Consider the following 15,210-nt stretch of genomic DNA (forward strand, 5'->3'; position numbering starts at 1 on the left):
AGCCATAGATTTGACGTCACTAATTTGGCACTTAGCCTGTTAGGGACATGCGCAACATACAGTTCAAATAATCCGAACAATTAACATCCGCAAAAAACAAATTACTGAAGATGTTAAATAGAGAGTCTGATGTCTAAATTAGAATCAAGACATTGAGTTAATTATCAGAAGGTTAATGTTTTAATGAGTGAGTTTTCACAGTTGTTACGTAACTTCAGAAAGGAACTTCAATTTACACAAACAGAGTTTGCAACCTACTTAAATCAGCTGGACGATGAGTTTAATGCGGTTGACGTCGTAACGATAAATCGTTGGGAAAACAGTAAGGTAAAACCTAGTACATACAAAGCACTCAAGATATTACAGTACCTTGGCGGAGATTTGTTTGAGACAATAAAGAGCTTTAAGTCCGAACAAAAAGACACACTAATCGAACTGTTTTTAAACGAATCCTATGGCTCATTTCAAAGTAGAATTTCAGCTCTATCAGGCCTGAATCAACAACAAGGCGAACGCAACTTTAAGTCACTGCCTTTAATGTCAGAGCCGTGTGACACTGGCGTTATCGACAGAATCAAACTACTTTCTAAATTCACAAAAGTCGATATTTCGCCACTGGACCAAATTGATTTATACCTCTACTACTGTGAGAAAAAAGCACATGGTCACAAACTCATCAATGTAGATGGCGACATTGTGAGTCACAACGTAGGCTTTTTCTTTGAAGACCATCAATTTGAGACATTAAAAACTCAAGAGCTAGATCTAAGAATGGCCTGCTCTTTAAATTCAAGCAAAAGCATAAATTATTTTAATATAAGCTCACACTCAGAGACAAAAGATCATGTTATTGAGCATATAGTTTCAGATATACAGTTACTTTCTCAGAACAAAAACATTAAAAAATATTCTGTTTTAGTAAAAGACCCCAATATGATGAGACTCTTGAAGAGTGTGGGGTTTGAAGTATTTAAATTTTCAGAACCTTCTGCTAAAAAATGTAATATTACATTCAAAAATAAATATTATAGCTACTGTATACTAACGATTGATAAAATAGACTATCTGACTAATCGGAACGTAATGTCACTAATCAAAGATGAATATTCTACCATGATGAAATTTCCGCAATTACTGCGCGAAGCGCGCAAGAAATTGAAGTTAACGCAAAAGGATTTTGCGGCATACATTAATCACTTAGATGATGAATTCAGCTCTGTAGATGTCGTAACGATAAATCGATGGGAAAATAGCAAAGTAAAGCCAAGTAATTACAAAGCCCTAAAGCTATTGGACTGCCTTGGTCTGGACTTGTATACAACGTTGAAATCCTTTGATTCAGAAGATAACGAAGACAGTGCATTACTTGAAGACTTCCTTCGTGAGAGGTTCTTTTCGTTTCAAAGCCGAATATCGTCTATCACTAAAGGGGAAATAGAAGAAGGCTGCGACTGTCAGATCATGCCATTAATGGCAGATCAGAATGACAAATCAGTAATAGATAGAATAAAGCTGATTTCGCAATATACAAAGGTGGATTCTTCAGCTCTTGATACTATCGACCTGTTTCTCTATTGCAGTGAAAAAAAGGCGCATGGCAGAAAAATGGTCGATGTTAATGGCGATATTGTTAGTCATAGCCTAGGTTTTTTCTTCAACGAAGAGGTATTCGAGCAATACCAAAATAAGCATCTACATATTAAGCAAGCTTGCTCTTTAGATTCTAACCAGAACTTAAATTACATTGTGGTTAGCGGTCACTCTGAGAAGCGCGAACAATCTGTTGCGAACTTGATTTCCGATATGAAGCTTCTTGCAAGAAATACTAAGATTAAAAAGTATTCGATGATCATAAAAAATCCAAACGCATTAGAGCTAATGAAGAATCTCGGGTTTGAGATCTATAAGTTCTCAGAGCCAACAGAAGAGATGTCGAATATCACCTTTAAAAACAAGTCATACCGATACTGTATATTAACCATCGACAAGATCGAATTGCTTAGTAATAAGCATGTTATATCATTTATTAATAAATATGGTTGATTTTCAACATGCGTAAACTATAAGAAAGCCACCGCATCAACGGTGGCTTTTTATTAACTTATATAAACATTTACCTATCTTGAATCGAAAGATAGGTAATATATGCAATCACGCCATCGGCATCAGTTGAAGAAGCTCCCCCTGAGAAACCCAAGTAATAAAATTTATTCATATCAATAGGTGTTGATTCCAAAGTCACATCAACTGAGCGTACCCAATTTTCTCTATTACTATCTAATGTATAATAAATTCGAATACGGCCTTCATCATTTACGATTCTATAATGAACGACACGTTCACTATGATGAGGCTGATCACCTTCGGCGATCTTTCCATCGCTTGTTGAGACCGTAATGTTGTTATAATAATAGCCGAAAGCGAATTTTAAATAACGATTATCACCAGCAGGTACTCCAGCAGTGCCGACACTATTATTGGCCCCCCAACTGCATGAACCATATATTTCTTCATCACACCAAGAGTTAACATCTGGAGCTACGGAACTTACTTGCTGTAGCACGACATTAACAGCGCCAGCATTAGCTTTTGTAGCTTTTGTTCGGTCTACAGTAAAGACAATGTCAAACGAAGACCCCATGAAATTATTTCGAGATATAGATGTTATATATTGGTCATGCTCACCTAAACTTATCATTGTTCCTTCACTGCTAATAATCGGCTCATACATGTCTAGCTCTTTAGCACCCAGCACTTTAGAAACATTCCAATCATCAGGTTCGGTTGGATCATAGCCACCAATTTCTAGTGTAACAGGCACAAAATTAGCACTTTCACCGTGCTGAGCCATGACTTTATCTTCATAGCCGCCTGTAAACTCAAAAATCGCAGTCGCAACACCATCACTATTAGTTTCAGAAGAATATTCTGTTTGATCATTCTGAACTCCAAACCCGCCATTACCTTTAGTTCCCCAAAAAACAACGTCCTGATAAGGCGCAGGATTACCATCTGGGTCTAATAATATCGCAGAGATGAACCGAGTTGTACTGCGTCCATCCCCGGTATCATCGCTCGTCATATCAGCAACTGTAAAATCTTGAATCTTACCATCCAAGTACACACATGTTGCATAACCTGAACCAGAAGAAGTATCGCCATTATTATAAGCACCATTCACCAAACTAACCAAGGATGCCTCATTGCTTAAAGTTTTATCAACGGTCCAATAAGGAGTAGATGTAGGCCAATTGTGATTCGTATATGGCAATTCAGTAGCTAGCGCTTCCAATTCCCGCGTTAACGGCAAGCGACCACTACGGTGCTCACAATAGGATTTTGCTTGTTCCCAGTTCATTTGCACTATCTGCGCATGTTTTGGGCCTTGAGAGCCATCTTCAACATTTACATTGATATAATCTTCGTTGGCGTAATCCGCCATGGCTTTTGACATTGGCGCTGAAAATGTAGCATCACCATTAATCACATCATCGAACACCGTAATATCTTCCCAATCTTGCACAAGACTAAAGTCAGGTTCTACTTCGATATAAACTTGACCAACAGCATAGCCTCCACGCCCGTCTATCACTGTATATGCGACCTCATGTGGACCAGGTTCAGACGACTGAAACATAAAAGTGTGATCGGTTGTTGAGGTAATTTCCGCTTCAGCGTTATAGGCGCGTACAGTATCTAAGATCACACTGCCTTCAGCGTCCGACACATAATCTGTTAGGTCGATTTCAACCGACATATCTTTGGCAAGCTTACCTTCTCGAACATAATCATCCGCAACGGGTGGCGTATTTCCAATGTCAGAAACCGCCACGTCAATATTTCCTAGCTTGGTTGCCGTACCGTCAGTCATTGAGTACATAATTCGAGTAACACCAATATCTGTTGGTGTATAAATAATCGTATTGCCCAATGAGTCCACTTCAACTGAACCAGAACCTAACAACGTAATCTCGTCGGACACCGTATAAATAGAAGTATCTAGTTCGCTTTCTAGCTCTTCAGACAAATCAATTATGATTGTTGATTCAACGTTAGTCGTCTCAGACAAATTTGGTAGCGTATTGTTTTCTGCCGTTTCAGAAACAGACACCCTCGCAAGCGATGACGCTTGACCAACGTAAATATCTTGCGCAACAGGTTCAGCTTTATATTCAAATTGGCATTCGCCAATCTGATCCGACAAAGTTGTGAATGTCATACCATCAATCGAAGTTACCTCACAATCAACACCGTTACCGACTTGCTCGACGGAAGTTAAGCGAAAATCGATATCTGAACTAACATGAACAGTGGTATCAGATTCCATATTGACGAGTGCTTTTGATTGAACGACAGAGGCTTCAATCGACACAACTGATGGCGAAGTTGGCTGCATCGGTTGTGAAGCAGAGTCAGAATCACCAGACCCTCCACCGCAGCCAAATAGCATTGAAGTTCCGACCGTCAATAACATTTCTCTATATAGTTTCAACACAAACGCTCCTATAGATATGCGGCAAAATTAGCTGTCACAACATAAGCTTCAACATCTTCATAATTCGTTGAACCTCCAGCGCCCACCCAATAAGGCTTGTTCGGATCTATCGCCCCCCAATCAAAAGGAACGACAAAGTCAGGTTCTGCAGGTCTTACCGCTGTAGATGATGAATAGTGATAGAGGCGCTCTCCTTTCTTTTGAAACCACAAGTACCTATCGACATATTGAACATCGGCATTTGTAGTCCCAGTAAAATTGTTAAAACCCAAGTAAAAATTGAATTCATTCTTAAAAAAATGAGTAACAATATTGAACGTATCGTTCGTCAAAGGCGCTCCAGGCTGCGATCTAGTTACGTCATACCAACTCGTATTCGGCATGTTTCCCTGCTGTTGTATAAAAAACGAAGTAGCGCCATGAGTCACATTTCCAAGATTTCGGATGTGCAAAGACATAATGAAATCGTTGCCATCGAAGCTCTCTTTATAAACCGAACTGCTGCCCATACCATTTGGTGAGTTATATGAAAACAGTACAGGGAGGCCATTTTCTCCAATTTCAGGTAATGACAGGCCATATCGAATATCAACATGATTCCACTTAGTCGGTTCTTTGGTATCAAGAGAGGATGCACCCTCGTCCGGTAAGAATGGGTACAACTCGTTAATAGAGCTGACTTTTAGCGATATCACAGACTTATTGAAGGCGGTATCAAAGTAACTCACTTGTGCCAGACCACTTTCATTTAAAGTGAGATGATCGGAAGATAGCCCCGAATCAAAAACACCGTTTTCATCCATAGCTTCTAACTCTATGTCCTGAAAGACACCCATTCCACCATCAGGATGGGTTACAGCAATCTGGTATTTATACTCATTTCCAGAAGCTGAGATTAATTCTACGACGGATGAAAAATCACTCACACTCGGGTTACTCAAATCAACACAAGTCGTGTACATACCAACAGTCTTTGACTGGTTGCCGATTGATCCATCATTTAAGTGAACAGTGGCAGCGTTTGTTTCACTGACATTTTCCGCAGTCCAATACTTCTTACTTGTTGGCCAATTGTGATTAGTAAATGCACTAATTTCGTTAGTAACGAGCGCTTCAAGTTCTCGCTGTAGAGGCAAACGACCACCTCTCACTTTACAGTACTGACGAGCTTGGCTAAGTGTTTGAGTGACGACTTCTGAGTCTTTCAAACCTTGTGTGCCGTTTTCGATATATGTACCTGTGTAAGAGGCATTGACGTAGTCGGCATACACTTTTGTCATTGGCGCGAAAAAGCGGATGTCTGAGCTGATCACAGGATCATGAGTGACAATATCTTCCCAATCTTGAATCAAAGAGAAATCTGGTTCGACTTCTATGCGTGCCAATCCGGTAGTGTAGCCACCCATGTGATCGCTTACTGTGTACGCCACGTCGTGAGGGCCAGGTTGGGTAGACGAAAACTCAAACTTTGTATTGGTGACATTGGCAGGATCGTAAAGTGATGTTGTCGAGTTGAAGTCCTGTACACCAACGAGTTGCAATTCATCTAGGTCTAGGTCTGATATATGGTCTTTCACATCCACAACAACACTTTCCCCCACTTGCGCGAGAGCATCGTGAGCAAAATCTGTTACATCAGGCGCTGTATTATAGGTATCTTCTGAAGTTGCAATCGACAGTGAGCCTTGTTGAATCGACTCACCGTTTTGGTAGCTGTAATACACCTCGGTTTGACCTTTTTCCGTTGGCGTAAACTCAATCTGATGTTCACCAGAGACGCGAGCTGTACCTGAACCTAGGCTGATAACACTGTCCTGCAGGACAAAGTCATCACTCGGTAACGATGAGCCTAACTCACTATCTAGATCTACAACCACCACCTGTGATTCGATGGTTGATGCTGTAATACGTGGAAGAGTGGTAGACGAGTAATTCTGTCCCATAGCAACACGAGCGTAAGAGGTTGCCATTGAAGTGTGAGCTGAAGTCGTTACTTCATATTCGAACAAACAGTCGATAACGTCAGACGAATAGACATTGAAACTACCTTCACTAATACCTTGAACTTGGCAAGAATCAGCAGATAGAGAGCGAGCATTAGTTACGACAAAATCTTGGTTATTCGATGTATGAACATGCTCAGTCAGATCAATAGTGAAGCTTTGTTCTACCAGCGAGTTATCTTGAATATCTTGCGCACTAATCGAGGCTGATTCTACTGGAGGTACAACAATATCTTGCTCTCCGTCGGAGTTTGACTCACCACCACAGCCTGCTAGCAATACCGCTAAACTGACTGAAGTAAACACATTTAGTGTCGAATTCCGTTTCAACAAATCATTGCTGAATAGATACATGAAAAGCACTCTTATTAATGAAGTTGGGAGGTATTGTGAACCTTGCCTCACTTCTACTCCATTAAATTACTATGATTCATTATTAAAAATTAAACCATTGAAATTTAGGGCTATTAATTCAGAATTCATTACCTTTCAAACTTCTAAATTTTTCTAAATATCGGTATGAAATTTGATAAAGACTGTTTAATAAACATTCAATCACATTAAGTTAACTCCTCCATTCATCGTCTCCATACTGCCCGACTCATTTACATTGATATGGCAAACGTTATGAATCAAACCAAAATCGACCGCGTGTACAAATTGGCTCTGCAGCACAAACATTCACTGGATGCACTCAGGTTATTACAGCCTATGCGCCATCATTCTATGGAAACCTATGAGCACACATTGCGAGTTTGTTTACTGTCATATTCATTTGGGCAGTACCTAAAGTTTGGTCGTGAACAGTTGGAATTGATTTTCGATTCTGCTCTTGTTCACGATTTAGGAAAACTGGCAACACCGGATGCGGTGCTTCATAAAAATGGCAAATTAACACCTATTGAGCGCCAAGTTATGAATAAGCATGTTGAAGAATCTTACTCGATGACTTGGGAGGTGCCTGAGTTAGGACTTGCGTCTATTTTGGGTGCTTTACATCATGAACGATGGGATGGAAATGGATACCCGTTACGACTAAAAGGCTCTGAGACTCCATTGATTGGACAGGTTCTTGCGCTTGTAGATACATGGGATGCAATGACCTCAACAAGGGCCTATCGCACAGGAATGCCCGCACAAAAAGCACTTCGTATTCTGTTTGATGAGAGATTAAAGGGGCAATTCAACCCAATTCTGGTCGACAAATTTATCGCCTTTATTGCCAGTACATCAATCGAAGAAGTGGCTTAATCGAACGGAGTAAACGGAGATGTTAATGAGGAGCACTAACCAACAACAGAAGCAAAAAGTCCGTGTTCGAGAACACGGGCTCTTCAGGGATATACTTAACCTTAGGATCAATCTCGGTAACCAATTGACTTAATCACGTGCTAGCCTCTGTCAGTTTCTGAGTTAATTGGTTACCGAAACACCTAAGGTAATTGCGTCTGTATCTCAGATAACACCTTATCTAACCCCTCACCTAAGGCTTCAACAAGCGCTTCATAACCCGCTTCTTTCAAAGGTACTTTGGATTCGAAGTCGGCACGTGCAAGTACTGTATCTTGGTCGCTCAATACCCAACTTCCTTTCACTTCTGCGTTTCCGGTGTAAGAGCCATTAAACTGTTCAAAAATGAGTGTTAATTCTTTATCTTCCGCGCCAGCAGCATTAGAACTGTTTACCCGCTCTTCAAGCAACCCTTCAAGGTTCTCAGCCCAAACGTGTTTACGCGCAGATATCAATTCATTTTCAGACTTGCGATACGCAATCCCTATTGTGTCGAGATAGTCTGGTAGCTCCACTCTCGTTTTAACCTTAAAGATCGGTTTATCTAGCGTACTTTCCGGCAAGAGGTAGGCGTTAGTACCATCAGTAGGCGTTGAACACCCTAAAAGCCCGAGGAGCGCGATAAGTGATATAAATAGCTTTCTCATTATTCCACTCCCTTAACTGGAATCGGGTCTTCTTCCACATCGCTGCCAAACACCAACGCATTCGGTTTATCATTCAATACTTTGATCAATGGGCGAAGCTCTTTAAGCACATGTTCTAACTCTTCAGATGCACTGATCAATTGCTTGTAAGCGTCAGAATCATCGTCGTAACTTTCTAATGTCGCCTCTAGTTGCTTCATGGTTTCACTGAGGTCTTGAGGTAATGCTTTTGCGCCCTCACTATCGAGTAATTCATCCATACTCTTCAAGGTGGTGTCTAAAGAGGCAAGCGAGCCATTTAAGTTAGTAACAGTCGCATCCAGCGGAAGCTCGTTAATCTTGGTTAGGAAATCGGTGATCTGCTTCTGAATCTCGGTGAAACCACCAGGCACGACGGGGAATACAGGATAACCATCAAATTCTGTCGGCTCGTAAGGAGCTTCATCTTCATAAAAATTAATATCGACAAACAACGCGCCCGTGAGCAAGTTACCTGTTTTCAACGTCGCCCTGAGTCCCTCTCCCATTTGAAGAACGACTCGTTTGGCAAAGCTATCCGCGTTCAATCCCTTAAACACTTCGGAAACACGCTCGATTTCTAGCTTAATTAGGATTGGAATACGATTCGACACCTTGCCATCTTTATCCATACTTATCTGTAGCGGAACCGTATCAACCGTACCAATCCGGACACCACGATATTCGACTGGTGCACCTTTCCTTAAACCTCGGACCGATTCTTCAAATAGCAACACATACTCGATCGATGTCGTGTACTTACCTTGTAAAACCGCGTCGTAATTGTCGTACAGAGTGTACTCTTGAAGGTTCTCTTTTATCTGCAACCCAGGCTTAATACTCTCGGCTACATCAAAACTCACACCACCAGTCAGGATGCTTTCTATTGATGCAAAGTTAACGTCTAAACCATTCGCACCAAACTTCACATCGATTCCAGAAGATAGCCAAAACTGCGTTTTTTCAAAAATCAGGCCATCATAAGGTGCAAAGATAAACAATTGGTATTTGCCTTCTTTCTTTTGATAGTCGAAACTCGTTTTTTCAACACGGCCAACAACAAAACCATGGTGTAATACAGGCTCACCAACATTGAGTTGATTCGCCTTGCTGTGTGAAACCACCACTCTTATTCCTTTGGTATCCGGCCCTGCCACCGGAGGCGTTTCTAGCACATCAAACTTCAATTGAGACTCTCTCGATTTCCCCGGCTTCAACTCGATGTACGACCCGGATAAAATGGTCTCTAATCCACTAATACCATCGGTACCGACATGAGGTTCAACCACCCAGAATTGAGTTTCTGTATTAATCATGCGGGTGGCTTTCTTGTCTATCTGAGCTTTGGCTATGATGTATTCATAATTATCACTTAGCGCTACGTCAGTGATGATTCCCACATGAACATTTTTAGACTTAATCGCTGTTTTTCCCGCTTCAATGCCCGAGGCATCCGGTAAGATCAGCGTTATCTCCGGCCCACGATTATTGAAGTACTGAAACAACATCCAGCAACCAACCAATACCGCGATAATGGGCACAATCCAAACGGGTGAAATCTCACTTTTTTGGGCTACTTCTGCATCTGAAACGTTTTGTTTATCCATATTTCCCACACCTCTTAGGGGAGATTACTTCCATATAATTCGAGAATCGAAAATCATTGCTGACAACATGGTAAAGATGACTACCGACGCGAAAGACAACGCTGCTGGCCCCGGGTAAATGGCCATGACCCCGTCGAGTTGAACCAACGCGACCAAGATAGCGACGACGAAAATATCTATCATCGACCAACGGCCAATAAATTCGGTGATACGGTATATTTTGAGAAATCGAGTCGCTTCATCAACAGGTAAACCCTGAACCCTTTTTGCATTCCAATACAAATAAGCTAGGGCGACCATTTTGGCCATTGGAATAAACACACTCGCAAGCAAGATGATCAAAGCGACTGGGTATGACCCCATATTCCACAGAATGATGACACCTTCGATGATGGTTGAACCTTCACTCGTCCCGAATGCAGACGTATACATCATTGGGTATAGGTTTGCCGGGATATAAAAAATAATGGATGTGAGTAATAGAGCCCACGCTATCTGAAGGTTTTTGGTTGGATTAAATCGGTGTAGGTGAACATGACAACGAGAGCATTGACTAAGTTGGTCATCATACAAGTGAACCTGCCCACAAACATGACAAACCAAATGCTCATGCTTTTGGAAAAGGCTACCCGTTACCGATTCGTGCAACGGGTTCGGAGGGATCAATCGGTCCCAGATCCAATCAAAATCAACCAACGAAATGGTTTTGACCACCAGCATAGCGTAGATACCAAATGCCCAAAATGATATGCCCATAGAGACATCGGCTAGTGCTGCTATTTTAATCAAACTAACCAACACACCAATCAAAAATACATCCACCATGAGCCACGGTTTAACCCAGCTCAAGGTCTTTAAAATGAAGATCGCTAAACGGCTTAGGTTCGGCGAGTGGGTGCGCTTTTTTTCAGTCAACGAATAGAACCAGATCGCGCTAACCAGAAAATAAGCAGGTAAGAAAATAACTGCAAGAAATAAGAGTGCGGCAATCAGTGAATTATCTAACCTATTCATCATATCCACGGCTTGATAAAGGGTTATTTGTTGACTGATACCTTGGACGCTAAATGACATGTAGGGAAAAGTAAGACTCATCACGAGTGTGATCAAACTGGCCACTGCGTAGGCCATCACTCCTTGCCCCTTACTCGCGCCGATGCTGCACAAAGTATGATGACAACGAGGGCACGACGCCTCACTGCCCGAAGGTAATTCCCGGAACTGGCTGACTAACCCACATTCGATGCATGACTTGGTACAAAGATCAGACAATAATTAAACCTCTTGGCGTTTGATAAGCAACTAGACACTAAGATTAACTATAAGTAAGGGTTTGATTTTTCGCCAATATCTACACAATTAAACGAACACGATAGGGTAGAAATGAGAGATAGAAAGGAGATGACTGGTGGCCATCCCTTCAGAATAGGTGGGGTATTCAGATGAAAGCCTCACGCCAATTAAACAAAACTCTGTTTCAACTTCTCTTCCAACGCTTGAATACAAAGTTTAATGGCGATAGGTGTGTTCGAAGCAAATGGGCTCAACGCATAAACCGTGTTAGTTGGTAATTGGAAACTTGGCATCATGTCGACAACTTCATTGGATAACTGAGAGAGGTAGAAATCTGGAATCACACCGATACCAACGCCAGATTTGATCAAGGCAAGACAGCTGTGAAAAGAGTTGGTGGTGCAGCTTGCTTGTTGTTGGTAAACGAAGTCTGTTTCAGTGTGAGAGGTCAAGTAATGAGAGATCTGTTTCCCCTGCCACGAGTTAGCAATATAAGGGATAGAATCAAGCTCACGAGAGCGCATGCTTTCAACGCCACACAACACATCTTTAAATTCACCCAAGCGTTTCTGTTTGAGGTTACTGTCACGAGAACTACCCACTCGTACCGCGAGATCAATATCGTGCTCCATGAAGTCTAAATGCTGATCGTCGCTTATCAGTTCTGGCTTTAGCTTTGGATATTGCTTCATGAGATCAGCAATAACAGGCGCAACCAACAAATCCATCAACGCATTCGGAGCAGTAATACGAATCCGGCCTTGTGGCTCTTCTAGCTCGGCTTTTGCCATGTCCCAAGCCGATTCAGCGATCACATTGATGTCTTTGCAACTCAAATAAAAGCGTTCACCCATGCTTGTCAGAGTTTGTCTTCGTGTTGTGCGTTTAAGGAGAGAGGCGCCTAGCTCTTGTTCCAGAATTTTGAGGTGTTGACTGACAACAGATTTAGACAACTCTAACTTTTCAGCCGCAGCCGAGACTGAACCCTGCTCTACGATATGAGCGAAAATCGACATCTGCTTTAGCTTACTCATCTTATTGTTCTCTTTTTACAAACAGTATTTTCTATTATCTCTGTTTTTCAAATCAATTTCCAAGACTAAACTCAATTCAACTTATCGAGATACCAAATCAAAAAGACAGTGCTCGAAACAAGACTGTTATGGAGAAAGACAATGTCAGACAACCAAATTTTAGAAGCATGTAAGCAAGGCATTAACGAGTGGCAAAAAGCTTTCAACAGCCAAGATGCGAAAGGCTGTGCCGATCAATATACTGAAAGCTGTGTAATGGAAGCACGTCCGTTTGGTACTTTTGAAGGTCGTGAAGCGATTCAAGCATTTTGGCAAAATATCATCGACCAAGGCTTCAAAGACGTTGATTACACCGATGTAAAATGGGAAGAGCACCCAGAAGGCGGTTACATTCTTACCGCTAGCTGGACAATGAACAAAGCGTTTGGTGTTGTTCATCGTGAACACTGGGCACTTGAAGCCGATGGCTACGCTCGCTTAGTCAGCGACGACTTCGAAGTTCAAGGCGAACGCTAGGAGCTATAATTAGAAGCTAGAAGCTCACAGCTCAAAAATAGAAACAGAAAACAAAAAGCCAGCAATCCAAATGGACTGCTGGCTTTTTAATGTTTGACTCTGTCGCTTAATCACTTGATTTGAAGGTGATTCAGTGACTCTATACAATCACTCAACACGCTCATCATTTCAAATCAAAATGTCTAGTCAGACAGAGCAAATACAAGTCAACGTTACAGTGCTGCTTTCTTCGCTTCTGTAATCCAACCATCGAACGTGCTTTGGTTCGCTTTAATCCAACCATTTACGTGCGCTTCGATATCCGCAGAGCTGTTCTTACCTTTACTCATCATCATGTTCTGAGCACTTACATCATTGATGTTAAGTTTGATGATTTCGAAAAGCTTCGCTGCTGATGGGTTGTTCTTAGCAAACTCTTTATTCGCAATAATGCGCATTGAGTTCATTTCGAAGCCGTAGTTTTTACCGTTAGATAACGTAGTATCCACGTTCGAACGCTCGCCAGGAAGTGCTGAGAAAGGAACTTCTAACCAAACTACATCTTCGTTAGGCACCAATACGCCACTTACCCAGTAAGGTGTCCACGTGTAGTAAAGGATTGATTCACCTTTTTGGTAACGAGAAATCGTATCTGCAATGATTGCAGCGTAGTTACCTTGGTTGTGAGTTACCGTATCGTCCAGTTTGAACGCTGAAAGTTGGTGTTCAATCACCATCTCACAACCCCAACCTGGGTTACAGCCTGTTAGGTCTGCTTTGCCATCACCGTCCGCATCAAACAGCTTCGCGATTTTTGGATCAGTTAATTGACCAATGTTGGTGATGTTGTACTTTTCAGCCGTTTTCTTATCAATTAGGTAACCTTGAGCAGCGCCGCTTACATATTGTCCTTCACGGTAGAATTTCTCATCACCACCAGCCATTGTGTATTTGTCAGCATGAAGCGGGAACCAACCTACTGTTAGGAACGTTGCATCACCCTTTGCAATTGAAGTGTAACCTACGTTGTAATCCACTTCTTGAGTTGATTTCACGTCATAACCCAGTTCTTCTAGAGCACGGTTAACGATCAATGTTTGGAACGTCTCTTCCGCTACAGACGATTGAACAGGCTGAACTGATACGCCCTCACCCGGTAGGCTTGCTGCCCACACGTTAGTCGATACCGCTAATGTAGAAACGATGCTTACTGCGAGTTTACTCTTCCATGAATTATTCATTGGTGTTTTTCCTTAATTGAAGTTCTGATTTGTTACCGCGATTAAGTACATTCAGTACAAGGGAAACAGGTCCCATGCGATACCAGCGTAATTTTGTATTACCAGCGTTGACACCCAGTACTTGGGTGATTCGGTCTAATAAGATGGCTAAGATAACGATGCCTAAACCACCAACAGCGGCCAGTCCCATATCCAAACGGCCAATACCTCTCAGTACCATTTGACCTAAACCACCTACCGCAATCATTGATGCGATAACTACCATCGATAACGACAACATCAGTGTTTGGTTCACGCCTGCCATGATGGTTGGCAATGCAAGTGGCAGTTGAATTCGGTAAAGCATCTGCTTTTTACTTGCACCGAATGAGTGACCCGCTTCGATCAATTCTTCCGGTACCTGCTGAATACCCAAGATGGTCAAACGTACAACAGGAGGAAGTGCGAATATGATGGTCACCACGACACCCGGAACGTTACCGATACCAAACAACATTACGATCGGTACTAAGTAAACGAAGGCTGGTGTGGTTTGCATAGCATCCAAAATTGGGCGCACGAATTTAGCCGCCGTGTTACTTCGGGCGAGCCATATCCCCATGGGTAAGCCAATCAACAGACAGAAGAATACGGATGTCATGACCAGTGACAATGTGGTCATTGCTTCAGACCAAGCGCCAATCAAGCCGATGAAAGTCAAAGATACGGCCGTTGCAACGCCAAGCTTCAAGTTTGAAAACTGCCACGCCACAAGAAACAAGATGATCAACATGAATGGTGCTGGCGTAGACACCAACGCCGTTTCAAATGAACTTAGAATAAAATCGATAGGCACACGGATCGCTTGGAATAATGGTCGTCCGTGCTCAACTAACCAATTCAGTCCAGACTCAACCCAAGTGTCGACAGGCAGCACAGCCTCTGCAAAAGGGTTTAGTGGATCAAAAGGTGTCGTTTCAACGGTTTCGCTGCTTAACCAATCCGCTGACGGTGAGGTATCAGCGGCTTGACCCCAAGGATCACTTGCAGGTTGAGCTGCAGGAGCCGATTGAGACCATGGGTCATTATTTGTTTGTTCAGACGACAT

General features: G+C 42.2%; 11 protein-coding genes. 3 read left to right on the forward strand and 8 right to left on the reverse strand.

The window, feature by feature from the left end; translation table 11 throughout:
• The first annotated feature begins 183 nt into the window (after positions 1-183).
• Entirely contained in the window at positions 184-2,043 is a 1,860-nt protein-coding gene (locus tag MSG35_RS08820) for a helix-turn-helix transcriptional regulator (protein WP_248383705.1), read from the forward strand.
• Between the two features lie 70 nt (positions 2,044-2,113).
• Here the strand turns inward: MSG35_RS08820 and MSG35_RS08825 are convergent, their stop codons facing one another.
• Positions 2,114-4,495: a hypothetical protein gene (locus MSG35_RS08825; protein ID WP_248383706.1), complete on the reverse strand. Its 2,382-nt coding sequence runs from the start codon at positions 4,493-4,495 to the stop codon at positions 2,114-2,116.
• 8 nt (positions 4,496-4,503) lie between these two features.
• The gene (locus tag MSG35_RS08830; protein ID WP_248383707.1) at positions 4,504-6,852 is read right to left on the reverse strand and encodes a hypothetical protein; all 2,349 of its coding nucleotides are present in this window, start codon (positions 6,850-6,852) and stop codon (positions 4,504-4,506) included.
• A gap of 273 nt (positions 6,853-7,125) precedes the next feature.
• Between MSG35_RS08830 and MSG35_RS08835 the strand changes: the two genes are divergently transcribed.
• The gene (locus tag MSG35_RS08835) at positions 7,126-7,749 is read left to right on the forward strand and encodes an HD domain-containing phosphohydrolase (RefSeq protein WP_248383708.1); all 624 of its coding nucleotides are present in this window, start codon (positions 7,126-7,128) and stop codon (positions 7,747-7,749) included.
• Positions 7,750-7,931: 182 nt separating this feature from the next.
• Here MSG35_RS08835 and MSG35_RS08840 read toward each other — a convergent pair whose 3' ends face one another.
• The 4 genes from MSG35_RS08840 to MSG35_RS08855 form a co-directional block, all read right to left on the reverse strand.
• Complete coding sequence (locus tag MSG35_RS08840) at positions 7,932-8,435, reverse strand: ABC-type transport auxiliary lipoprotein family protein (RefSeq protein ID WP_248383709.1); 504 nt, start codon at positions 8,433-8,435, stop codon at positions 7,932-7,934.
• The gene (gene pqiB / locus MSG35_RS08845; protein WP_248383710.1) at positions 8,435-10,060 is read right to left on the reverse strand and encodes an intermembrane transport protein PqiB; all 1,626 of its coding nucleotides are present in this window, start codon (positions 10,058-10,060) and stop codon (positions 8,435-8,437) included. The genes MSG35_RS08840 and pqiB overlap by 1 nt, the downstream gene beginning before the upstream one ends.
• Before the next feature lie 24 nt (positions 10,061-10,084).
• Positions 10,085-11,332 (reverse strand): paraquat-inducible protein A, encoded by a 1,248-nt coding sequence (locus MSG35_RS08850; protein WP_248383711.1) that lies wholly within the window; start codon positions 11,330-11,332, stop codon positions 10,085-10,087.
• A 188-nt stretch (positions 11,333-11,520) separates the two neighbouring features.
• Complete coding sequence (locus MSG35_RS08855; protein WP_248383712.1) at positions 11,521-12,387, reverse strand: LysR family transcriptional regulator; 867 nt, start codon at positions 12,385-12,387, stop codon at positions 11,521-11,523.
• Positions 12,388-12,528: 141 nt separating this feature from the next.
• Here MSG35_RS08855 and MSG35_RS08860 point away from each other — a divergent pair, with 141 nt between their 5' ends.
• Positions 12,529-12,903, forward strand: coding sequence for a nuclear transport factor 2 family protein (locus MSG35_RS08860; protein WP_248383713.1), 375 nt, complete (start codon positions 12,529-12,531; stop codon positions 12,901-12,903).
• 212 nt (positions 12,904-13,115) lie between these two features.
• Here MSG35_RS08860 and proX read toward each other — a convergent pair whose 3' ends face one another.
• Together proX and proW are read right to left on the reverse strand one after the other, a co-directional pair.
• Entirely contained in the window at positions 13,116-14,123 is a 1,008-nt protein-coding gene (proX, locus tag MSG35_RS08865) for a glycine betaine/L-proline ABC transporter substrate-binding protein ProX (protein ID WP_017065372.1), read from the reverse strand.
• The gene (gene proW, locus MSG35_RS08870) at positions 14,116-15,210 is read right to left on the reverse strand and encodes a glycine betaine/L-proline ABC transporter permease ProW (protein WP_048609436.1); all 1,095 of its coding nucleotides are present in this window, start codon (positions 15,208-15,210) and stop codon (positions 14,116-14,118) included. Before proW ends, proX begins: the two co-directional genes overlap by 8 nt.

Source organism: Vibrio sp. 1CM23M, assembly GCF_023161755.1.
In the GTDB taxonomy this organism is placed as follows: domain Bacteria; phylum Pseudomonadota; class Gammaproteobacteria; order Enterobacterales; family Vibrionaceae; genus Vibrio; species Vibrio coralliirubri.